This is a genomic window from Streptomyces sp. NBC_00239, from assembly GCF_036194065.1.
Classification (GTDB): Bacteria; Actinomycetota; Actinomycetes; order Streptomycetales; family Streptomycetaceae; genus Streptomyces.
In genome coordinates this window covers 284,781-306,015 of the sequence record NZ_CP108096.1, presented here as the reverse complement: position 1 = coordinate 306,015, position 21,235 = coordinate 284,781, and the positions used below count along the sequence as shown (strand labels likewise).

General features: G+C 71.7%; 31 protein-coding genes. 28 read left to right on the top strand and 3 right to left on the bottom strand.

Annotated elements, in window-relative coordinates; translation table 11 throughout:
• Positions 1 to 1,091 precede the first annotated feature (1,091 nt).
• From OG764_RS39380 to OG764_RS39370, 3 genes are read right to left on the bottom strand one after another with little or no spacing between them, the layout of a single operon-like run.
• Positions 1,092 to 1,406, bottom strand: coding sequence for a hypothetical protein (locus OG764_RS39380; protein WP_328973634.1), 315 nt, complete (start codon positions 1,404 to 1,406; stop codon positions 1,092 to 1,094).
• A gap of 58 nt (positions 1,407 to 1,464) precedes the next feature.
• On the bottom strand, positions 1,465 to 2,193 hold the full coding sequence (locus OG764_RS39375; protein ID WP_328973633.1) for a hypothetical protein: 729 nt from the start codon (positions 2,191 to 2,193) through the stop codon (positions 1,465 to 1,467).
• Between the two features lie 52 nt (positions 2,194 to 2,245).
• Entirely contained in the window at positions 2,246 to 2,626 is a 381-nt protein-coding gene (locus OG764_RS39370; RefSeq protein ID WP_328973632.1) for a hypothetical protein, read from the bottom strand.
• Between the two features lie 476 nt (positions 2,627 to 3,102).
• Between OG764_RS39370 and OG764_RS39365 the strand changes: the two genes are divergently transcribed.
• The 28 genes from OG764_RS39365 (at position 3,103) to OG764_RS39230 (ending at position 21,230) form a co-directional block, all read left to right on the top strand.
• The gene (locus OG764_RS39365; protein WP_328973631.1) at positions 3,103 to 3,534 is read left to right on the top strand and encodes a hypothetical protein; all 432 of its coding nucleotides are present in this window, start codon (positions 3,103 to 3,105) and stop codon (positions 3,532 to 3,534) included.
• 873 nt (positions 3,535 to 4,407) lie between these two features.
• Positions 4,408 to 4,713: a hypothetical protein gene (locus tag OG764_RS39360; protein WP_328973630.1), complete on the top strand. Its 306-nt coding sequence runs from the start codon at positions 4,408 to 4,410 to the stop codon at positions 4,711 to 4,713.
• 440 nt (positions 4,714 to 5,153) lie between these two features.
• Positions 5,154 to 5,387, top strand: a complete 234-nt coding sequence (locus OG764_RS39355; protein WP_328973629.1) for a hypothetical protein — start codon at positions 5,154 to 5,156, stop codon at positions 5,385 to 5,387.
• Between the two features lie 272 nt (positions 5,388 to 5,659).
• Entirely contained in the window at positions 5,660 to 5,920 is a 261-nt protein-coding gene (locus tag OG764_RS39350; RefSeq protein WP_328973628.1) for a hypothetical protein, read from the top strand.
• A gap of 144 nt (positions 5,921 to 6,064) precedes the next feature.
• Positions 6,065 to 6,340, top strand: coding sequence for a hypothetical protein (locus OG764_RS39345; protein ID WP_328973627.1), 276 nt, complete (start codon positions 6,065 to 6,067; stop codon positions 6,338 to 6,340).
• A gap of 67 nt (positions 6,341 to 6,407) precedes the next feature.
• On the top strand, positions 6,408 to 6,671 hold the full coding sequence (locus OG764_RS39340) for a hypothetical protein (RefSeq protein ID WP_328973626.1): 264 nt from the start codon (positions 6,408 to 6,410) through the stop codon (positions 6,669 to 6,671).
• A 51-nt stretch (positions 6,672 to 6,722) separates the two neighbouring features.
• Positions 6,723 to 7,292: an LPD29 domain-containing protein gene (locus OG764_RS39335; RefSeq protein WP_328973625.1), complete on the top strand. Its 570-nt coding sequence runs from the start codon at positions 6,723 to 6,725 to the stop codon at positions 7,290 to 7,292.
• Between the two features lie 139 nt (positions 7,293 to 7,431).
• Positions 7,432 to 7,626 carry a hypothetical protein gene (locus OG764_RS39330; protein ID WP_328973624.1) on the top strand — a complete coding sequence of 65 codons (195 nt, stop codon included), beginning with the start codon at positions 7,432 to 7,434 and terminating at the stop codon, positions 7,624 to 7,626.
• 73 nt (positions 7,627 to 7,699) lie between these two features.
• Positions 7,700 to 7,909, top strand: coding sequence for a hypothetical protein (locus OG764_RS39325; RefSeq protein ID WP_328973623.1), 210 nt, complete (start codon positions 7,700 to 7,702; stop codon positions 7,907 to 7,909).
• A gap of 141 nt (positions 7,910 to 8,050) precedes the next feature.
• Positions 8,051 to 8,476 carry a hypothetical protein gene (locus OG764_RS39320; RefSeq protein ID WP_328973622.1) on the top strand — a complete coding sequence of 142 codons (426 nt, stop codon included), beginning with the start codon at positions 8,051 to 8,053 and terminating at the stop codon, positions 8,474 to 8,476.
• 86 nt (positions 8,477 to 8,562) lie between these two features.
• Positions 8,563 to 9,096, top strand: coding sequence for a hypothetical protein (locus OG764_RS39315; protein ID WP_328973621.1), 534 nt, complete (start codon positions 8,563 to 8,565; stop codon positions 9,094 to 9,096).
• Positions 9,097 to 9,460: 364 nt separating this feature from the next.
• Positions 9,461 to 9,757, top strand: coding sequence for a hypothetical protein (locus tag OG764_RS39310; RefSeq protein ID WP_328973620.1), 297 nt, complete (start codon positions 9,461 to 9,463; stop codon positions 9,755 to 9,757).
• Between the two features lie 52 nt (positions 9,758 to 9,809).
• Positions 9,810 to 10,217: a hypothetical protein gene (locus OG764_RS39305; protein WP_328973619.1), complete on the top strand. Its 408-nt coding sequence runs from the start codon at positions 9,810 to 9,812 to the stop codon at positions 10,215 to 10,217.
• Positions 10,214 to 10,384, top strand: a complete 171-nt coding sequence (locus OG764_RS39300; protein ID WP_328973618.1) for a hypothetical protein — start codon at positions 10,214 to 10,216, stop codon at positions 10,382 to 10,384. Before OG764_RS39305 ends, OG764_RS39300 begins: the two co-directional genes overlap by 4 nt.
• A gap of 130 nt (positions 10,385 to 10,514) precedes the next feature.
• Positions 10,515 to 11,042 (top strand): hypothetical protein, encoded by a 528-nt coding sequence (locus tag OG764_RS39295; protein WP_328973617.1) that lies wholly within the window; start codon positions 10,515 to 10,517, stop codon positions 11,040 to 11,042.
• Positions 11,043 to 11,234: 192 nt separating this feature from the next.
• On the top strand, positions 11,235 to 11,648 hold the full coding sequence (locus tag OG764_RS39290) for a hypothetical protein (protein ID WP_328973616.1): 414 nt from the start codon (positions 11,235 to 11,237) through the stop codon (positions 11,646 to 11,648).
• A 180-nt stretch (positions 11,649 to 11,828) separates the two neighbouring features.
• The gene (locus OG764_RS39285; protein ID WP_328973615.1) at positions 11,829 to 12,422 is read left to right on the top strand and encodes an LPD29 domain-containing protein; all 594 of its coding nucleotides are present in this window, start codon (positions 11,829 to 11,831) and stop codon (positions 12,420 to 12,422) included.
• Between the two features lie 55 nt (positions 12,423 to 12,477).
• Complete coding sequence (locus tag OG764_RS39280; RefSeq protein ID WP_328973614.1) at positions 12,478 to 12,831, top strand: hypothetical protein; 354 nt, start codon at positions 12,478 to 12,480, stop codon at positions 12,829 to 12,831.
• Between the two features lie 869 nt (positions 12,832 to 13,700).
• Positions 13,701 to 13,907 (top strand): hypothetical protein, encoded by a 207-nt coding sequence (locus OG764_RS39275; RefSeq protein ID WP_328973613.1) that lies wholly within the window; start codon positions 13,701 to 13,703, stop codon positions 13,905 to 13,907.
• Between the two features lie 94 nt (positions 13,908 to 14,001).
• Positions 14,002 to 14,922 (top strand): hypothetical protein, encoded by a 921-nt coding sequence (locus OG764_RS39270; RefSeq protein WP_328973612.1) that lies wholly within the window; start codon positions 14,002 to 14,004, stop codon positions 14,920 to 14,922.
• Positions 14,923 to 15,400: 478 nt separating this feature from the next.
• Positions 15,401 to 15,790, top strand: a complete 390-nt coding sequence (locus tag OG764_RS39265) for a hypothetical protein (RefSeq protein ID WP_328973611.1) — start codon at positions 15,401 to 15,403, stop codon at positions 15,788 to 15,790.
• A gap of 91 nt (positions 15,791 to 15,881) precedes the next feature.
• Entirely contained in the window at positions 15,882 to 16,202 is a 321-nt protein-coding gene (locus OG764_RS39260) for a hypothetical protein (protein ID WP_328973610.1), read from the top strand.
• A gap of 58 nt (positions 16,203 to 16,260) precedes the next feature.
• Entirely contained in the window at positions 16,261 to 16,926 is a 666-nt protein-coding gene (locus OG764_RS39255) for a hypothetical protein (RefSeq protein ID WP_328973609.1), read from the top strand.
• 68 nt (positions 16,927 to 16,994) lie between these two features.
• On the top strand, positions 16,995 to 18,188 hold the full coding sequence (locus OG764_RS39250; RefSeq protein ID WP_328973608.1) for a hypothetical protein: 1,194 nt from the start codon (positions 16,995 to 16,997) through the stop codon (positions 18,186 to 18,188).
• 145 nt (positions 18,189 to 18,333) lie between these two features.
• Positions 18,334 to 18,885 (top strand): hypothetical protein, encoded by a 552-nt coding sequence (locus tag OG764_RS39245; RefSeq protein WP_328973607.1) that lies wholly within the window; start codon positions 18,334 to 18,336, stop codon positions 18,883 to 18,885.
• 83 nt (positions 18,886 to 18,968) lie between these two features.
• Positions 18,969 to 19,784 carry a hypothetical protein gene (locus OG764_RS39240; protein WP_328973606.1) on the top strand — a complete coding sequence of 272 codons (816 nt, stop codon included), beginning with the start codon at positions 18,969 to 18,971 and terminating at the stop codon, positions 19,782 to 19,784.
• Between the two features lie 266 nt (positions 19,785 to 20,050).
• Positions 20,051 to 20,557, top strand: coding sequence for a hypothetical protein (locus OG764_RS39235; protein ID WP_328973605.1), 507 nt, complete (start codon positions 20,051 to 20,053; stop codon positions 20,555 to 20,557).
• Positions 20,558 to 20,645: 88 nt separating this feature from the next.
• On the top strand, positions 20,646 to 21,230 hold the full coding sequence (locus tag OG764_RS39230; RefSeq protein ID WP_328973604.1) for a hypothetical protein: 585 nt from the start codon (positions 20,646 to 20,648) through the stop codon (positions 21,228 to 21,230).
• Positions 21,231 to 21,235 lie beyond the last annotated feature (5 nt).

Sequence of the window (21,235 nt, the reverse complement as noted above, 5' to 3'; positions counted from 1 at the left end):
ACCGAAACAGACCAGACCACGCGCACGAATGACCACCACGCACACCACCCACGCCACCACCCCGAGCCCTACCAACACGCAGCAGCACCACACAAAGCCACCACACAAGACCAGCACCCCGGACCAACACGCCCCAACAGCGCGCTACAACAGCGCGTCCCAACAGCGCGCTACAAGAACGCGATACAGAGCCACGCCACATGACGCGCTGCAACAGCACGAGGCAACAGCGCGACACGACAGCACCCCCTCCCCCACACCCCAACCACCGGCAGACCGGGGCGGCGACGCGGCCGGGCCGGGCGCGGCGGGGCCAGCGGGCGCGGCGCGGCGACGGGCGGACGGGACGGCACGGCCGGAGGCCACGGACACAGCAGAACCCGGCGGCCCGCCGACGGACGGACGGGCCGGGGGCCAGGCGCGGTGGCCGGGCGGACGGGCCGGCGCGGCGCGGCGCGGCGCGGCCGGGGGCGGAGCCGGGGGGCGGGCGGGCCGACGGGGCGGACGGCGCGGCGCGGGCGCCGGAAGCCCGACGGCGCCGGGCCAGGGCGGCGGGGGCGACCGACGGCGGGAAGGACGCCCGGCGGCCGACGGCAGGCCGGACGGCCGGGGCGGCGACGGCGCGACGGGAGACCGGAACGGGGAGGCGCCCCGGCGCGGCGGGCCGGGCGGTGCCGAGCAGCGGAGCAGCAGACGAGGCAGCGCGGAGCAGCGGGCAGCGCCGGGCGGACGTACGACGACAAACGCGGTCCGGCGTACAGGCCGACCAGCGCAGCACGGCCAGCAGCAACGGGGACACCGGACGGACTGCCGGGTGCGGACGGGCGCGGCAGGGCGGTGGGCGTCCGGACGGGCGGCCGGGCGCGGACGGGCCGACGGGGTGGCGGGCGCGGCGGAGCGGGGCCCGGTGGGGTGGCCGGGCCCCGGACGGCGACGAACAGCACCTCGACAACACCAGCCAGCACCAGCCGACCACCAGCACACACGGCCAGCACCAGAACACGGCCGCGAGCCGAACCAGACACGACCGGCGGCCGCGGGCGGCCGGCCGGGCGCGGCAGCGGGCCGCGGGACGGGGCGCGGCGGCGGCGTCAGGCGTTGGTGTCCGGCACGGCGGAGAACACGGCCATTTCGAGGGCGTACAGGCGCTCACACTTCGGGCACTGCACTTCTTCGCCCCACTCCGGCATGGCGAACCAGATGCCGCAGGCCTCGCAGTGCACCGAGTACTTCTTGAGTTCTGCCGTCGCGATGTTGGTCTTCAGGGGGAGGCGGACGACAGCCTTGGTCGCGCCGCGGAGCCGGTGCACGAGGAGGCTACGGAGGTTCTCGTCGTCGCGGTCTTCAACAGGCTTCCGCCCGATCCGCATGGACAGGCGGAAGTCGCTCTTGGACAGCAGGGGCATGGTCAACTCCAGGAAGAGGTGTTGGGGGTGGAGGGCGGCTCGAGGACGGGTTTCGTCGTCAGGGCGTGGGGAGCGGGGCGACGCGCTCGATGTGGGTGAAGACCCGAGTGGTGTCGAAGTCGAACTTGTCGAAGCCCCGCTCGCCGACGTGGAGGGTGAACTTGTAGGTGCCGGGGGCGACATCGGCGACGGTGTACTCGCCGAGCAGCTTCGATCCCGGGGTGCCGCCCTTGGCCTTCCAGTCCTCGAAGTCGGCGATGGAGTACGCCCACAGTTCGGTGGAGATCTCCGCCAGGCATTCCGCTTCCGCCAGGGCTTCCGGCAGATGGGGGACGTCGTTGTCGTCGTACAGCGGAGAGGCGATGACGTAGTTGTTCGCCCCGTCGCGGTACAGGTTGGGGCTGGAGTCGCCCACGGGGGCGAAGGCGCAGCCGATTGCTGCCATCGCCTCGACGACCTGGGCCTGGCCGAGGGCGGAGTTGTAGGAGGCGCCTGCGTCAAAGTCGACGTCGTAGACGTCGCGCAGGTCGTCGGTGACGATCAGCTTCCCTGACGGGACGTTGAGGGTGATCTCCGTGGTGATGCCCATCGGGTAGGCGCACGGTTCCTGTACGTGGACGGTGCCGTCGCGCAGGACGAACCTGGGGCTTTCGTCGCAGGTGGCGCAGCGACGGTGGAGGCCGGTTACGAAGGGGTCCTCGTCGGGCTCGACGAAGATCATCACATCGGGGTGCTTGGGGAGGAGGGCGTGGCCGTTGAGGTTCAGGGGCGGTTGGTTGGTCGACATGGTGCGGGGCTCCTGGGTGTTGTGGTGCGGGGTGTGGTCGGGAGCTGGCCGGTCAGAGAGCGGCTGCGGTCCCGTGCCAGGAGCTCGGGGTGCGCTCGTCCTGCGAGGTGAGGTGCCAGCGCCGGGCGTCGTGCCTGCACCGGTAGACGCGCTTCTCCTCCTCGGCGCCGCGGGTGCTCAGGCGCTCCAGCTGAATGCCGGCCAGCAGGTGCAGGGCGCGCCACTGGGTCGGCTGTGAGCGCTTGCGGCAGCGGCACTTGGTGTCGCGCACGGTCCAGCGGCGAGCGTCGGTGGGGAGGCGGTCGGTGGAGATGAACGTCAGGAGTGCGTTGCGCCGGATGCGCAGCCAGTGGGTGCCTCCGTTGTCGACGGACTCGATCGCGTAGAAGCGGGTGACCCACCCCTTCTCCAGCGTGTAGCGCGCGGTAGCCATGGCGGCCGCCCCGCCTCGCATGCTTCCTTCGACGCGCGCTTCGCCGTGATTGCGCTGCCACGAGACATCCCAACCGCGTCGAGTCATCTCGATTGCGAGGTCTTCGAGTGAGGTGGGGAGCGGGACGTTCACAGAGGTCTCCGGGGTGGTCGTGGTGGTGCGAGGCGCTTGCATCACCTCGCATTCACTAATGTACCTCACGACCCACCGTGAGGCAAGTTTTAAGGGTCGCTCAAGGTTTCCACCGTCGCGCCTCATTGACCCTATTAACTTGCCCTTAACCCCTGAGTTGAGTAACTTCACACACGTACTGCGGGGCGCGTGCCCCGCTCCCACTCGGCAAGGGGTTCGCTCTGACCGCGCTCATTTCGCTCGACGCCCACGGCCACCTGTCCATCCCGAATCTCGCCGCGCGCTACTCCTTCCAGCGCAAGGAGAGCGGCGACACCGAGTGGCGGACCCTGGACCGCTACACGATGCCCGACGGCACCCTCGCGGGCGCGACCGCGGAACTGGCCGGTGCCGTGCTGCTCCACACCGCGAACAGCATCGCCACCGTGCGGGACGACGGCACCCTGACTCTGTACGCCAGCCACGTCCGCTACCGCTTCTCACCGGTCCCCGGCTGGGAACGGATGACCTCTGCCCATGCTCTGGCCAACTGCTATGGCGTCGAGGCGACGCATGCCGGGCGCGGCACCTGGAGCGCGAAGGACGCCCTCAAGAACGTCGCCACGGCGCACGAGGTCTCGATCCTCGCCGCGGATGCCCAGGCGATCGGCAGTGACGTCTCCGTCCACACCTCCGGCGTCCTCATCGTCGAGACCCGGGCCGCAGGAATCGCACTCCGGTTGACCCCCCTCCGCGTAGCGAGTGAAGCCGCCGCGAAGAGCGTCAGCCGCCGCTGATCTGGCAGGCCGCCCGCCCAGGTGTCACGCTGGCCGCCCACCCTTGGGAGAAGTCCCGAAAATGGCACGCCAGGGTGCGTTTCCGCAGGTCAAGGGTGTCACGCTCAGCGGCGTGACACCCACCGTGACAGGGTGCGTGACACCCACCGTGACAGGGCCGGCGGGCGCCTGGCGGCCGGTCCTTCCGTGCCACATGGACCGGCAGGACCAAGCCGATCGAGACGGGGCCAAATGCTCGGGCACGGAACAGACGCGGCTGTGCCTCAGCCCAACGGCAGAGGCACAGCCGCTCGGGGAAGGCTTCGGCTGTCACTATCGGCGGCGGATCGAGCCCTCTCCCTGGCGCGGCCCAGGGAGGCCGCCGTGCCCGCTTCCAGAGGGGGCGCGCCCCAAGTCGGGTCGCGGCCGCGCGGACTTCGCCCCGCACCGAGTCGTCACGTGCTCCGGGCCCTGGGGCGAGCAGTGGCGTGCCGCGTACCAAGCTCTGCGGGCGCAGCCGCGCCCGGCCCCTCGGGCATACGACCGCACCCCGGGAGCGAATGCGACGTTCTGGGCCGGGGGCGTCAGGGCGCAGCGGAGCGGCGGTTGCACCCCTGCGTCCAGGAGTCCTCCCCTCGGGGCCCGGAGAGCCCGGGGCAGGCGAAGCGTCCGCCGGTAGTCCGGCGGCTGGTTCCTCGCGCCCTGCCCTTGAGTCGCGGACAGAGAGGATGGGGACACCAATCCCCACCCCTCCGCGCGTGACCCTATTAATTTGTCTCACACCACCCTTACGCGTACGCTCGAATTCGCTGCATCCGGGCGTCAATGCCGTCTCCGCGGCGACGCACGACGCCTCCGAGCTCTTACATCCAACCCCCTCTTGAAGGAGTGCGCATGCCTGCCGAGACCCCTGCCGCAGCACCTCGGGGAGGACGCGGACCCTCCGCCGACGACACTGCCGAGCAGTGCGGCGACCTCATCACCGGGTACGACGAGGACGGCCCCACCGCCTACGAGTGCGGCGCCGTCGTGCGCCGCACCGAGACCGGCTACCGCTGCGAGCGCGGCCACGCATACACCTATGCGGCATACCGCGAGGCCGAGGGATGGGACTACGCCAGCGACCCCGTCGAGGCCGAGCTCCTGTCCCGTGCCGGAGTACTCGGCGTGCCTCCCGGCGACGACCGGACCCGCCCGTAGTCACCCCGCTGCGGCCCCTCGCCCGTAGATCCAGGCGCCCACCGGACCGCGATCGGCGCCCGCTTCCCCACCGGGAGCGGCCACTCCTGGCAGCGCCGCCGCCCCCAGCGGCCCGTGCGCGATCTGCGCGGCGCCTGCGCCGACTGCGGCGGGCTCCTACTGCCCCCGCACGAGCATCGACGGGGTGGCCGGCACCACTGCGCCCGCCTGCGTCCACGCGCCGCCCTTTCATGAGCAGCCTGCCCTGGAGAGCGGTGACGGGTGGCCCGCCGACCGATGCGGCACCTTCAGCATGGGCCCACCGTCGACCGGCCGCCGCCCCCACGAGAGAGGGTTGCAATACCTTTGACTTTAACCCCCGATGCGGGTACATTAATGAACACCGGGGCGGCAAGCAAGGCTCAACCGGCCACCACGAACAACCCCACCTGGGAGAAGTCATGACGCAGAACATCACCACCACCAACGCCCCCAAGGCCCTCGCTTCGCTCTACGACCACTTCGGCCTCCCCCACACCGACCCGGCGGCCTGGATCGGCGACCACCTCAACGTGGCCGCAGAGGACACCGTCGACGAGCGAGTTCGCGACGGCTACCGGGCGGCGCTCCACCTGTTCACCCTGGGCTACATCGAGCACGCCTCATCTGTGCTGCGCCTGCTCCCCACCCGCTGACCGCGACGAGCGGCGGGGCCACACCGGCCCCGCCGGGCCCGCCCGACAGCCCCGAACTTCGCACCCCGCGGCACAGCTTGCCGGGCCTCCGCTCGCGGCCACGAAACGCCAGCCCTTCGGAGCCGACGGCGCGGCGGGACTCTCGGCGCAGAGAAGAGCGGGCGTACCGCGGGCACCGCTCGTACCGGACGGCGCGCTACGCCCTGCCAACCCCGAACCCGCCCCGGCGGGCCCGCCCCACTCGACCTGACCCGCCGCATCCAGGAGTGCCAATGCCCCCCTCGAAGACCCCGACCCAGGTCCGCACCGAGCGCCTCGCGACGATCGCGCGCGCCGTCGACCACCTGAACGCGACCGACGCCGCGACCCTCCGGGCGCAGCTCGCCACGACATCCATTCACGACCACCGGAAGCGCGACCCTGAAGGGCTCGCCACCCTCCTCAGCACCGCCGACCAGCCCCGGGACACGTCCATCTTCGGACTGTGGGCCGGAGCGCAGTCCGTACTGCGCGCCGCCGGACTCCCGGCCTGACGCCCGCCCGAGGGGTTACCCATACCCAGGGTGACCCTTTTAACTTGACGAACACCCCCCTTTTCGAGTACATTAGAGCTTGTTGGGGCGGGTGAGCAAGCACCCGGACCGGCCACCACGAACCACCGCCGCGAGGAGTGCTCCATGACCGCCATGCTCACCGAGACCCCGTTCCGCCTCCTTGGCACCGAGGTCCTGGAGGTCACCGACTTCGAGCGGATCGAGTGCGGTCAGTGCGGCCAGCTCTCCCCCTACCTCGACGACGACGACGAGGGCACCGACGACGCGCACGACGCCGGATGGCACGTCCTCAACCTGGACGACTGCGGCTGCCCCCACCTGATGTGCCCGGACTGCGCCGACGAATGGTGCGGCGTCCGCGACACCACGCCCCGCCTGCTCGGGATGCGGGTCGTCTGACCCCATCCGCCGGGGCGGCCGACCGGCCGCCCCGGCCTCGCACACCACCAACCTTGAGGAGGAACCCATGGACCAGCGAGCAATCCAGCGCCAGGCCGAGATCCGCACGCTCATCGACAGCGACGCGCTCACCCTGGAGCAGGCCAGGGCGGCCCTCCGCGACCTCCTGGACGTGACCGCCACGGCGCAGACCGGGCCCGACGTCACCTCGTACGGCTACGGCATGGACCTTCCCCGCGAGGTGGTCGACGCCGAGTACGCGGCCCGAGAGTCGGTCGGCTACGACCTCGACGAGGCCCTGGTCCGTGCGTTGCGCCCCGCATCCGCTTAGCCGCCCGCGCGGCACCCACCCCCTCTCGGACACCGGAAGAAGGACACGAGCATGACGGCGACCATGACCGCGACGGCCTACGGCCCGCACGCGGCCGGCTACCTGGCACTGCGGCTTCCCGCCGGGACCTGGGTGCGGCACGAGGACGACGAGACCCGCCGCATCTGGATCGCGCAGCCCTGCACGTGCACGCTCTGCATGTCCGCGACGCTCCTCGGCGTTCCCGCCACGCACTACGAACTGCGCACCCGTGACGGCGACGTCGCGCCCCTCGTCCACGTCCGCTACACCTCGGTCGTCCCCCACCTTCACCCCGACGAGCTGTTCCAGACCTACCCGACCGTCCTGCCGCTGCCGCACAGCGCCGCCTGCCTGCGCAAGCTGCTCCGCGCACACTTCCCCGGCGTGCGGTTCTCGGTGCGGACCCGGCGCGGCTGGCGGCTCTCGGTGAGCTGGAGCGGCGGCCCCTCGGACACCGAGGTGGCGACCGTGGCCGCGCCGCTGCTCGCCGACTACTCCACGCCGGGCCGCCGCCGGGCGCGACCGGTCACCGTCACCAGGTTCGGACGCGCGACGTACGGGACTCCCCTCGTGGATGCGATCACCCTGACCCGCCGCTGACGCCGCACCCGGGCCCACCTTTCGCGTGCGACCCCTCAAAGTTGCCTTCAACCCCTCTTTGAGGTACATTAATGAATGTCGAAAGGGCGAGGCAAGCGCCCGGACGATCACCACTGATACCCCGCCCCAAGGAGTCGAGATGCAGCTCATCGCCACCGCCCCCCGCACCACCGCCGACCTGTGCGCCTGCGACGACGGGAGCGGCATCGGCGGCTTCTTCGCCCCCGATGACGCGTACGCCCTCTGCGAGGGCTGCGGCGAGCGGGTCCAGGTCAACTGCGAGGCGAGCTGCGGGCGCTGCTGCCACGCCTGCCACACCGAAATGCCCTGCTGACCCACTCCTTTCCGGGCGGCCCCGCCGGGGCCGCCCCCACTCCCTCTCGACCAGTCCAGACGGAAGGCAATCCTTGCTCTACGAACGCAGCTTCAGCGCCGCCCACCTCCTCATCTGGTTCACCATGGGCGTCACCTTCGACATCTCCTGGTATCTCGCGGCACACCAGCACGCACCGCTGTGGGCGCGGCTCTGCGCTGCGGGCGCGACCTCGGGCGCGGCCCGTCCGATCGAGGCAGCCCTGGCCCGGCGGCACGCCCGGCGCAGGGCCGGTCGCCGCTGAACCGGATATCCGCACACCCTTTGCGACCCTAGTAACTTGCCTACACTCCCCAAGTCGGGTACATTAATGAATGTCGAGAGCGGGTGAAGCAAGCACCCGCCCCGGACGCCGCGAACACCCTTACGAGGAGTCGGATTCCTGATGAGCTGCACCGCACAGCACGGCATCGCCCAGTCCTTCCCGCACCGCTGGTGCACCCCGGTCAGCCGCTCGGTCCTCGTGCTGGGCCTGCTGCCCGCCCTGTTCAGCGGCAGCGCCAACATCACGGCGCTCGCCCTCGTCGCGTTCGCCGTCCTCGGCCTGCTCATGGTGGTCGGGGCGATGCGTTCCGCCCACCGCGCCCCGAAGCGCCACATCCGCCCCGTGCGGGCCACCGTGGCGCTCACCACGGACGTCCTGCTGCTGCTCATCGCGGCCGGACTCGTGATCGGCGCGCAGCTCGGCGGCGGTTCCGGGGCGGTGCTCTTCTCCTCCGGCGGCGCCATCACGATGGCGGGCTTCCTCGCCCTGTGCGCCGTCCACCACGTTGCGCACCGCCGCTCCCACCGCCGCGCCCGCCGGTACTGAGCCCCGCCCGCCGGGGCCGGGCGTCCATGCCCGGCCCCGGCCCCTGCGCCCGCCTTCACTTCGACTCCGCCCCGGGAGACTCCGCGATGAACGCCGCCCACGGCCACCTGCCCACCCGCGCCTGCCCGCACCGGCAGTGCACCCTCCTGCACCACCTCACTCTGCTCCTGCTGCTGCCGGGCCTGCTGACGGCCGTCATCTACGGCGGCGCGGCGACGGCGGTCTTTCTCGTCCTCCTGGGCGGCATCCAGCTCGGCGTGATCCTCCTGACGCACGCCCTTGACCCCGAGGGCACGCCCCGTCCCTGGGAGCACCGGCTGACCGTGCGCCCGGCGTGGTCCGCCCTCGCGTTCGCCGCCGACTTCCTGGCCCTGCTCGGGGCACTCGCACTGATGACGGCCCTGGCTGTCGACCGCAGTTACGCCGCCGTCCCGCCGCCGACCCTCGGCACGCTTGCCGCGCTCGGCGCCGTGTCGGCGCTGCTCGCCCTGCGCCACGTTGCCCACCGCCGGGCCACGGTCGCGACCCTGGCCGCCGAACCGGTCACCGACGACGAGGACGACTGGATGGGCGGGGGCTTCATCTGGGAGCCTGGCGACTTGGCCGCGTACAGCAAGTGACCACCGGGCGGAGTGCATCGAGCGCTCCGCCCCTTTACGTTCCCCCTGCCCCTGGGCCCGCCCTGCGTGCCGCCCGTGGCAGGGGGACACCACGTGGGCGCCCGCGGCCGCCGGCTCCGTGCGACGGGGCCGGCGAAGCAGCCGTGCGCCAGCCTGGGTGTCCGGCGCCTGGGCCGAGGCCGCCCCGAGAACCGCAGAGATCTCCGGTGCCGCCCGGCCGACCTCAACGGGGCCTCCGCACCTCCACAGGCGCCCTTTATGCTTGACGCATGAATGGGCTTTGAGGTACATTAACTAATGAGGAGAGGGGGGAGGCAAGCCCCCCTCCACCACCACGGCCCCGCCACGAGAGGGAGTGACGCCCATGCCCGAGCTCGCCACCACCGCCGATGAGCACTCCACCGACGGCCATGGGCCGAGCGTGTGGATCCTCGAAGCCGGTGAGGACTACGAGGGCGGCTCGGTCAAGGGCGTCTACACCGACCGGGACCTGGCCGCCGACGACTTCCTCGACCTCGTGCGCAACCTCTCGCTCTACAGCAGCCTCGACGTCGACCGCTCCGGCGAGGACCCGGACACCTGCGACTTGTACGTCCACGGCGGCTGCGACTGGATCACCCTCACCCGCTACTCCGTCACCACCCGGCGCCAGCTGCGCTGAGCACCCGCCCGCCCGACCCGCAGCCCCGCCACCTTCACCGAGGAGTCCCGCCATGCCCGTCACGACCGCCAGCCCCAGCGTCACGCCGTCCCCCGTCGCGGCCAGCACCAGCACGCTCACTGCCCAGCTCTGCCCGCGCTGCGACCGGCACGCTTTGCACGGCACCCTGTGCGCGCACTGCGGCCGCGTGATCATCACGGGACTGATGATCACGCCCTGCCACCCTCCGGCCTGGTCCGAGGGGTGCTGCCCGGTCTGCTTCACCACCGACCCCGAGGTCTGGGAGGTCCACGGCCGGCTGCTGTGCACGGTGTGCGCGGAGGGCCACAGCCGGTGGGGTAACCGGGTGAAGGCCGCACCGGGGTGGCGCGGGAGCGCGCGCCGCGTGCTGGCCTGGGTAGACGAGCCTGGATCCCCGTCCTGCGCCACGCGGTACGCCGACGAGGCAGGCGGCCGGTGAACGCGGACGGGCCGCGACACCTCTCCTGGGAGGCGTACAGCGCCGCCATGGCGCAGGCGCTCAAGGACTGCGACCCCGACCAGTACCGGCGCCTGTTCTCCGCCCGGTCGGCGGCGGCGCACGCCGAGGCAGAGGAGCGCCGACGCCGGGCCCTCGGGGGGAGCTGACGGCGGTTGTCGGCGCGCCTACGGCCGCTCGCACGTTTGACACACACCCCCTCTTGAGGTACATTAATGAATGTCAGGGCGATGCAAGCGCCCCGGCGCCACCACGATCCGACCGCCCCAGGAGCCGAGCATGCCGCGCGTCCGCCACACCACCACCGACCTCCACAACGCCCTGCACCAGCTGCTCGACGAGAACCCGTTGCGCGCGGACGAGGGCCACCCCGAGCACCGACTGTTCGTCTACCACGGCAAGCCCGTCGAGCTGAACGCCACGCTCCTGCATCACTTCGGCGCGAGCATCAACCAGCTCAAGTCCCTGGACGCGGCGCTCTGGTCGGCCGAGAACGACTGGGACAAGGTCAAGCACCCGCTGCGCCGCCGGTACACCGAACTCGCCTGGACCTGCCTGAGCCACCTCGGAGGCGGCGAAACCGAGGGTGCGTGGGCCAACTCGCACGACAACGCCTTCGGCCCCCGCGACGCGCACCTCAGCTGGATCGCCCGCGACTACGACCGCACGCTGGACGGCCGCCGCCGCCCGTGGCTCTACGACGCGACCGAGTTCGAGCAGCCCCAGGCCGACCGCGAGCTCCACCCCGGATGCTCCGCGTACCCGGTGCCGCCCGCCGCGCTGCGGCCCTTCGCGCGCCAGGTCTGAGCGGCCTGTGTCACGCTCCCCCCGGAAGGCCGAAAAACCGGCCTTCCGGGGGTGTTTCCGCAGGTCAAGGCTGTCACGCTCCACACCGTGACACCCGGCGTGACACCCCGCGTGACAGGGGGCGTGACACCCTCCGCCCCGCCCCTGCGCAACCGCCACGAGCCCCGGCCCGAGTCAACAGGAAAGCAACCGATGCGCACCGAGCTCACCGACGCCGCCATCGCGGACGGCACCGCCGGCACCGTCCTCCAGGTGCGCCTGGAGGACTGGTTCGAGGTCCAGATCATCACCGGCCACACCAGCCAGTGCAGCCCCCGGCCCGCCTCGCCTCACCCCTCACAGTGGGACCTTGCCGCGAGCGCGCCCGTCGGCTTCGCGGGACCCTACGACACGCTCCAGGTGGGTCTGGTCCCGCCGCTCAGCGCCCCCGAGGGGTGGCCCCAGCCGCTCCCCGCCCACCCGCGCCAGGACCCGTACGACACCTCGGCCGCCATCTGGTTCGGGCAGGTCCCGGCCGCCCAGCTCCGCGAGCTGGTCCGCGCCCACGGCGGCGAGAACGCACACCAGTACCCGAGCGACGAGGACTGGGCGCAGCCGTACGAGTAGGACGCCCCCCGACCTGCGCGAGGAGCACGGCGCCAGGTGCGCCAGCCATGCGGGGCCCCCGGATCTTTTCCGCCTAGAACTTGATCAACACCCCTTGTTCGGGTACATTAGTGATTGCAGGGACGGCGATGCAAGCGCCCGACCGGCCACCACGAACACCCCGACCGAAGGACGCGCACCATGACCTCCGCCACCGCCCGCCGCCTCAGTGCCGCCTACCTCGCCCTGCGACTGACCCCGGGCGCGGCGGTCCGCTACATCGGCACCGCGACCCGCTTCCACGGCCGGGCGACGGTCCAGCCCTGCTCCTGCGGCATCTGCGCCGCCGACGTCGTCCGCGGCATCCCCGCGACCCGCTACGAACTGCGCACCACCGACGGGCAGCCCACCGGCGTCTCCCACGTGCGCCACACCTCCGTCGTCCCCGAGCCCACCGAGGACGAGCGGATGAACGCGGCGATCGGCCTGTCGACCAAGGCCACCGCGGTCTACCTGCGCCAGTTGCTGCGTGCCGCCTTCCCCGGCGTGAAGTTCTCCGTGCGCTGCGGCCCCAAGCGGGCGAAGGAGCGTTACCTGGAGCGCTTCGAGATCACCGTCACCTGGAGCGGCGGCCCGAGCCGCACCGCCGTGGCCACCGTCGCCGCGCCGCTGCTGGCCCAGTACGGCAACCCCGAGGAGTGCCGCCCGGCATGGGTGTCCGTCACCGTCGACGGCCGCCGCCACTACGGCGAGCCCAGCGCCCTGGCCATCCACCTGAACCGCACGACGGCCTGACCGTGCCCGGCCCCGGCCTCCCGGCCGGGGCCCTCCCCTGAACGAATGGACCGCCTTGCCTCTCAAGACCACGTCCAAGACCTACCGCGCGGTCGACTACAAGGCCCTGGAGGAATTCATCACCGCGCACTACGGCCGGCCGTACAGCGTCATCCGCGGTCTCGGAGCGCACAACGGCGCACTCCACGCGGTGGAGGTGTCCACGAGTTATGAGCACTACGACCCGGATGCTGAAGAGGGAAGCCGCATCAGCGTCCGCGAGGGCCTGGACCCCGAGGTCGCCGAGGTGCTGGGCAGGTGGCGGGCCGGCACTCTCGACTACGACCCGTACGTCGGGAAGCTGCTGCACGACCTCGCATGCAGCGGACACCTGAAGCCGGGCGAGTACCTGATCAACGTCGCCTGGTAGCCGGACCGCTACTGCTGCACACCGCAGTGCTGCACCAGCAGCGGCGCACAGCACTCCCCGCACTTCGTCCGTGAGCCCGCAGCGGGCCGCGCAGCGCCTCCCCGTGCTGCACGGCTCTGCGCGGTTGCTGCTGAGCAGCGCTGCGCAGAGTTTCCGCAGATCAGAGCGGCAGCGGCTTGAAGCAGCGGCGGCAGCACGACCTCCCCGTCGCCGGCGCAGCAGACCGGGCGCCGCTCCGCTGCACCCCGCCCCGCGCTGCCGCGAGGAACGGGGTGCAGCACGACCTATGACTGCCTGGGCAGCGGGCGGGTCCGGCGGCCTGCTGCAGAGCAGCGTGCTGCACCCGGCCGGGACAGCAGCATTACCGGCCGGGCGCACCGGCCGGTAATGCAGCGCTGCACCGGCTCTCGCACCTTCATCGCTCTCGCACAGTGCCTTCGGCCGACCCCCGGCGTCGGATCGGTGGCGGACTCGGCCACGGGAGGCGGCCGGACCCGGCGCCGTGCGCTCGACGGTTTCGCGGCTCCGCCGACGCCCGCGCCCGTGCGTGCCACCTCCGCGGCCGGCCGGCACGCATGCGCTGCGGTGCCCCTGCACCCCCGATCCCCGCCGTGCTCGCCGCCCTCTCGGCCCTGGGGCGCAGCTCCGGCCCGCCTCCCCTGCAGACATCGGCATCTCAGCATCGACAGGCTGTTCCTCACCCTCCCAATATTGACCCTATTAACTTGACTTAGAGTCGATAGGGGGTAAATTAGTAAACCTTGAGAGGGGGTGCTTTCGCCCTCGATCCGCTCTGCGCCCAGGGGGACACCACCCCCTTGCGGGCTCCGCGCCGGCCCCGCCCGCCTGCCCCGAAGGAGTTCCACTTCGTGCCCGTCTCCACCGTCACCGTCCATGCCAACCGCCGCCGCTACACCGCCGAGTTCTCCGCCCTGCCCGGCCGCGTCTTCGGCCCCTGGGACATGGCCGAGATGATCCAGGACCTCCGCGTCTCGGCACTCCTCGAACCTCGCGAAGCGCGGGATCTCGTCTTCGACGCGACCGTCGCGGGCTCGGCCACGACCAACACGGGCTGACCGGCGGCCCCCCGGCACTCGCCTCCCAGCCGGTCCGCACCCGGCCGCAGGACCGCCGAGCCGGGCCGCACCCCGCCACAGCCCGAAGGAGCACATGCACAGCACCGCAGCCAAGGACCTGTACGTCGGCGCCGTCGTCATGAACGACCTTCGCCCGGAGACCGTGGCCGCGCTGGACGGCCAGGGCTCCGATCTGAGCGACGCGGTCCACATCCGCTTCGCGCCGGACGAGCCGCGCCTCCCCGCCCCGCGTATGACGGTCGATCCCGCCTACGTCTTTCGTCTGGCCCGGCTTCACCACGTCGCGTGGATCATCCACTCCCGGCACTACCGCTCCCGCACCACCACGGACCGGGCGCACATCAGCGTCCCCTACGCGGTGCGCGGTCACTGGGCGTTCGCCGAGACGTGGAGCATCGTGGACCGCCTGGCCGAGGAGCACACGATCACCACGTCGCGGCCGATCGGGCTGGCCGCGCTGCCCGGCCCGGGTGAGCCGACTCCGGCGCCGCCCAACCCGGACAGCTCCCGCTTCTACCGGTTCTACGGCCAGGGGCCCACCGTGCTGGCGACCGGCGACGCCGTGCGCGCTGAGCTGGCCCGGCTGGCCGAGATCCACCGGCGTGACCACGGCCGCACCGACTGGGAGATGCTCCAACGCCTCCCTGGTGATGGAGACATGCGGGAGTGCCATCGGTGCACCCGGGCGCCGGATGACCTGACGCCGATGGAGGTGGTCGTCGAGCGCACCTATCAGGACGTCACGCTCGGCGATCTGCCGCGCGGCTGGGACTGCGAACTGGGGCCGGCCATGGCATATGAGCGGCACCTGTCGATGGGAACCGTCTCCGCCGCTCGGCCGCTGCAGGGCACCCTCGCGCCCGGCGCCGGCGATCTCGCCGGGCCCGCCGCGGACGTTCGCGCAACGCCCAGGTGCCGTGGCGGGGGTTCGCTCGCCGGCCGGACCGTCGGCGCCTCGACGGCGCGGGGAGCACACCCGGTAGGGCGCGGCTGAAGGAGTCCGCGTCGCAGCGGCGAGGTACAAAGCGGCCCCGGACGCTGCTCGGGTGCAGCAGATCGTGCTGCACCCGAGCAGCGCGCAGCAGACGGTGGCTGGCTTCGGTCGTCCCCGGGCAGCGGGCGCCCTCGCTGCCCGGCGCTGCATCCCGCGTTCGGCCGCGCCGGTGCGTGCAGCGGCAAGTGATCACGCAGGTCACAGGCGCAGCAGGGCGCAGCGGCGGGGACTGCCCGGAGGCGATGCGGAGGGTGCGGGCTGGGGTGCCGGCCAGGGCGCGGGAGGTCCGGGCGCTGCCCCGCTGCCTCAAGTGCAGCGCAGGCGAGGGGCTCGGAGCGAGTCTGCAGCAAGCCTTGGAGTTCGACCCTGATAGCTTGCACATAACCCCCTTTGAGGGTACATTGAAGTTGTCGGGTTTGGTGAAGCAAGCACCGGGCCGGAGACCACGCACACCACCGCCCAGCCGAGGAGCCTGCCCATGGCCGTCATCGACGCCGCGTTCATCCCGGTCATCGTGACCGCTCGCCCTCTCACCGACTCCCTGGGCCACGCCTACCAGCAGCCGTCGGCCGGGATCGACCCTGCCGGCCTGCGCGTGGTCCCCGCCCGGGACGTGCAGCCGGGCGACTGGTACCTCGGCGACTGCGAGCAGCCGACCGCCGCCCGGCGCGGGATCTTCTGGGGCGTGCACACCTACGCCGCCTTCGAGGCCATGCCCGTGATGAACGCCGAGGGCGAGTCGCTGGCGCTGGACGGCGAGTCCTTCGTGTGGTGCCCGGACGAGCTCGTCATGGTCATCGCTGCCGCGGCTCTCCCCGCGCCGGGTGGCCCCGCTGTGCCGCATCCCGCGTTCACCCTGGCCGTCTGAGTCATCGAGGGCCGCGGGGGACACCACTTCTCCCGCGCAGGTCGGACCGGCTGACCGCCCCTCGGCCCCACCTCGTATGCAAGGAGGCTTCGTGCCCATCCCCCACCTGTCCCCCGGCGACCGCGTCCGCGTCACCGTGTCTGCGACCCTCGTGCGGTCCGGGCCGGGATGCCTCGAGCTCTCGCCCCGCACGTACATCGAGTTCGAATCCGAGGACGACCTTCAGGTCGAGGTCATCGACGGCCGCTTCCGCCCCGGCGACGTCGTCACTGACGGCACCCGCACCCTGATGCGCACCGTTGTCGTCCGGGATTCCGGCACCGAGGCGTACTGGGCGACCCCGGACGGCTCCGCCGTGCGGGATGACGAGGTCCGTCCCGGCTCGCTGCGGCTGCTTCTCCGCATCGGCTGACGAAGCAACGCGCGCCCGCCGACGGGCCGCCCATACCCACACGACACGAGGGACCCCCATGACCGCCATAACCGCGCCGGTCGGCGCCTTCAGGATTCCGGCCGCGCTGTACGCGCACGACATCGCCCAGCACTGCCCGTCCGGGGACTACCCGGTCGTCCGGGCTGTCCTGGAGGATGCCAAGCCGGTGGACGGCGGGAGCGCCTACCTCCTGTGCCACCGGCCCACTCGGGAGACCGGGGCCGGCTACGGCGACGGCTTCAACCTGGGTTTCGAGCTGACCTGCGTGGCAGTCGCCCTGTCCAACCTGGTCTACGAGGTCACCGACGGCCGCAAGACCTGGGACGACTTCGCCGCGGAGGGAATCACCGAGGCGATGGTGCAGGACGCGCGGACCGCTCTCTACGCCGGCCGCGACGCCTGGGACGCGCAGCGCGCAGAGCAGTGCGCCACGGGGTTCGTGTGCGTCGAGCTGACCCGCTACTGCGCCGACGGCACGATCGCCGTGCGGCTGGTGTGCGCCTGCGGCTGCTCCCACGAGCCCCGCCGCATGTTCTACGAGGTGACCCGCTTCGAGGACGCCGAGTCCGACCGGCGCCTTGCCGCCAATCTTGAGCGCTGGGGCATGCGGTTGACCGGCCCCTTCGCCGACTTCCAGTACAGGACCAACTGGTTCGGCACCACCCGTCGCGCGCCCGTCGCCCCCGTCGGCAACCCCGTCTGATCGCCGGTCGCCGCTGGAGCGGCAGCAGGCTCTCCCCCTCCCATCTTCCTCATCAGGAGTCACACCTCATGGACACCGAACCCCTCGACGCCTTCCCCTCGTTCCGGCTGCGTCTGGCCGACGGGGACACGCACGACGTCCTTGGCACCGACGGACGTCCTGTGGGCCAGGTCCTGGCGTCCGGCGGCGGCCACTTCGCCCGGGTCGGACCCGACAGGGGGCCGACCCGTCAGAGCCTTCAGGGCGCGGGCGGAGACGCCGTCATGTTCCATATCGCCCACCACGGCCTGCCGGACGAGCCGGCCACCGCGTACTCGGGTGCCCCCGAGGCGCGGGTCGCCGTCAGCCTCGTCCCGCTGCAGCGCCAGGAGCTCGTCGACACCACGGCGCGGGCCTTCACCTTCTACGCCCTGCGCCAGCCGCACGTCGTCGCGATCCTCAGCGGTCTCGAGGTCGTGGGAGCTGAGCGGGACGCCGTGCGCAGCCGTGCCGGATGCCGGCGCGTCGCGCGGCTGCTCCGCCTGGTCCAGGCCCCTGCGCAGGCTCTGCTGGACGAGTCGACGGGCGATACCCGGGAGTGGCTCGCGCTGCCGCTGGCCCGGTTGCTGACGTTCTGCCACCAGGGCCGGGTACGCCTGGAGGCGACCGCCGAGCAGCCGCCCGCCGATCTGCGCGGGCGGTACACCGCGCGGCACGGCGCCGACGCGGATCTGGCCACGCTTCACCGCATCTGGCAGGACCTGCGGTCGACGCCTTCACCCGGGGTCGACCGGTCCGGGATCGACGCGGCCATGGACGCACTTCCCACCGACAAGTTCGCCGGGTCGGCGGTCAGCTGCCGGGCGACGGCCGCGCGGTTGGAGGCGGTCCGGGCCGCTGCCGAGGAGGCCGCCGCGCCGACCGCGGACCACGACCAGGGCGAAGCGGGCAGCCTGCTGCGGGAGTTGTCGGCCCTCAGCGCCGAGACCGGGGAGCGGCTGGAGGCCACCGCGCTGGTGCTCGACGACACCGGCCGCCTGGGGACCGTCCGCGATATCAACGACGCGCTCGGCCTCGCCCGCCTCGGCGTGCCGGCCGGGAGCGGCGAGCAGTCCGTCCGCATGGGCTCCACGGAGCTCGGGCCGGTTCGCCCCAGCGCCGACGGCCGGTGGACGGGGCCGGGCATCACGGAGGCGTTCCACTCCCCCGAGGGCGCGGCCGCGGCGCTGATCCTCGCGCACCTCGCACGGGAGGAATCGTTGCGCCCGAACCGCACTCTCTAGCACCTCTGCCCCCGCCTGACGCAGGACCGATCGGGCCCACCCAACCCTAGCGACCCTATTAACTTGCCATAATTAACCTCCTTGAGTACATTAATGATCAGTCAAGGGATCCCGGTCCACGGCCCATCTCCAGGAGGCACAGCACATGAGCGCCAGCGAGTCGCAGAACCCGCAGACCCAGGCCCGTCTCGACCATGTCCGCACGGCGTGCCGGAAGCTCATCGAGGGGAAGGCGGCCGCTCTGGAGATCACTCACGACCAGTACACCGACCGCTTCGGCTTCATGCCGGACCTGCTCCTGCGGGCATTGTGGAGCGGGCTCGGTGAGGGCAGTCACCTCATGACCATGCACCTCCAGCACGAGGGCGAGCTGGGCGAGGAGCCGCTCTTCGCACGGGTGATGGTGACGGACGGAACGAAGGTCACCGCCGAGGACGACCTGATGCGCTACGTGGCCACCGCCTCGCGCACGCTGGAACTCGGCGCAGCCGTCACCGTGCACACGAGGAACGACGACGGGTCTTTCCTGCTCAGGGCCTGGATGGTGGACGGCGGGAGGCTCGAACCGCTGACCTGGCAGGAGGCTTTCGAGATGCCGTCCATCTACGACGGGCCGGTGAAGGACTACGCGGACGCGTTCGAGCCGGAGCTCCATCTGCACCGCGTCGCCTCGGTGAGGCTCGTCGGCGGCAAGTGAACCGCCGCTGGCCCACCCCGACTTCGCCGACCCGCCGCTTCACGGCGCCGACCACCCCGCACTCCGAACCACTGAGGAGCACCGTGACCCCGCCCGTCCTGCCGCTGGTTCTGACCGCTTCCGGCATCGCCGCATCCATCACCCCCGCCGAAGCGTGGGACCAGTTGAAGCGCATCTGGCACCCGGAACCGTTCACCTTCGAAGCGGCCGCCCTGGGCGATGACATGGTCTCGGCCTCCTGGGTGCGCCGGTTCCCCGAATGCGGCTGCACTGTCCAGGTCTGGGCCGACAACGGGCTCCTTCTCGACCCGTACAGCCTCACGACGACCGCCTACACCCCCGAGGGGCAGTGGTCGTACAACGGCCAGTTCGAGCAGGACTACTACGTCAACGCCCAGTACTACGACTGGGACGAGCCCGACGCCTTCCGTACTCTTCGCGAGGCGGAGGACGCGGCCCGCGCCCAGCACCTTGACGTGTGCAGCAATTACCAGCTCTACGCCGGCCCTTGCGAGGGCTGCGGCGTCCCCGCTGTCGAGCACGTGTCGGATCTGTCGGGCATCGCCGACCGCTCCGAGCAGGCGTGCGAGACGTTCCGCCGGGACTACACGTTCGGGATCCCGCCCACGCCCGGCCCGCACACCCACGACCGCCCGGACTTCCCGTTCGTCGGCATGAGCGTGCCGGAGCTGTGCGCCCGCATCGACGTCGCCGTCGCGAAGGGGTATCCGATCACCGCCGAGGAGCAGCGGACGCTGCAGGCCGCCCATGACCTGCGGCTCGGGGACGGCCTGGACTACAAGACGCTCGACGTCCACGTGCGCACGCTCGCACACGGGTGCGAGAGCTACCTCCGCGTACTCGGTGGCATGACCGCACAACGCGCAGCCGCCCGGTAGAACAGCCCAGGTGACAGGTAGCCGTCGCCCGCAGCAGTCGCCGTCACGGCGGAGCCGATCCGCGGTCCTGGCGATGGTCCTGACAGTTGACGCGAAGACGCATACCGCCCGCCACTGACGGCCGCTCACCCCTCACGTCAGCAACTCTGACCCTCACGCCTTGACGATGCCCCCCTCATTGGGTACATTAGTGAATAGCTGTTCGGGCGATGCAAGCGCCGGGGCAGCGCGCCACGACCCCGCGCCGACGCAAGGAGCTCTGCCCCATGGGACACGCCAACTACTTCGCTTACACGCCCCAGGCGGAGAACTTCCGGTCCATCTGGCTGCAGCTGCGCCTGGACGCGGCGGCCATCCTGGACCTGGTCGAGCAGACCCAGAACATCGCGCTCGCGGGCGGCGCGGGCACCGGGGTGCCGCGGATCGACGAGGACGCGATCGTCTTCAACGGCTTGGTGGCGGCGGACGAGGACTACGAGACCTTCGCCATCGAGCTGGACCCGCAGTTCCAGGACGAGCGGGGCTTCACCTACTCGTTCTGCAAGACCGGCAACCTGCGGCCCAAGCCGTACGACATGGCGGTCACCGCGGTCATGCTGCGGGCCCACACGCTCGCCCCGGACTGCTTCGCGATCGACAGCGACGGCGACTGGGACGAGCAGTGGCTCCACGCCCGCGCGATCCACCGGATGCTGTTCAACGCCGACCCCGGCATGGAGAGCCCGTTCACCTCGTCCCTCCACACGATCGGCCCGGCCGCGGCGCGCTTGTGACGGTCCGGGCGGGTGTTGCGGTCCCGCACCACTCGCCCGCCGCCGGATCTAGCCGTTGAACTGCGACCGCAGAGGTGTGCCCGTGTCCGTGACCTTTACCGCTGACTACCGGCCGGCCGGCCGCTTCGTCGCGAGCTGCGGCTGCCGACTGGCTACCGAGCTCGCCGCGCCCCACCGTACGTACGAGCTGGCCCTGGCCGAGGTCCTCGCCGCACCCGCCGAGCGGGAGGCACTGCCCGGCTGCGAGATGCCCGACATCTGCCCGCACTACCCGCTGTACGTGCACGAGGCCGATCCGGACGGGGACGTGCCGGAGGTGAACATCGGCGCGCGCAACTCCGTTCGCTTGGCCCACCTGCTCGGCTTCGAGGCCCCGGAGCCTGCCGGCACCCTCGCGGCGCTCTCGGCGGCCGAGCGCGCGGGGGACACCACATCCGCCGTCGCCGAGGCACCGGCCGTGGGAGATGGGGGCCAGATGCCCGCCGAGGAGTTCCTCGGCCGGGTACTGATCGCCCTCGCCCTGACCCCCGAGGATGCGGGCGTCGAGGGCTACTGGGACGGCCGCTGGTTCACGGGCGGTCGGAGCGCCGGCCATCTCCAGATGCGCCTGCTCGAGCTGCATGCTCTCGCCCAGTGGTGCGCCTTGCGCGGCCGCGACGTGGCCTGGGGCTGACCGGC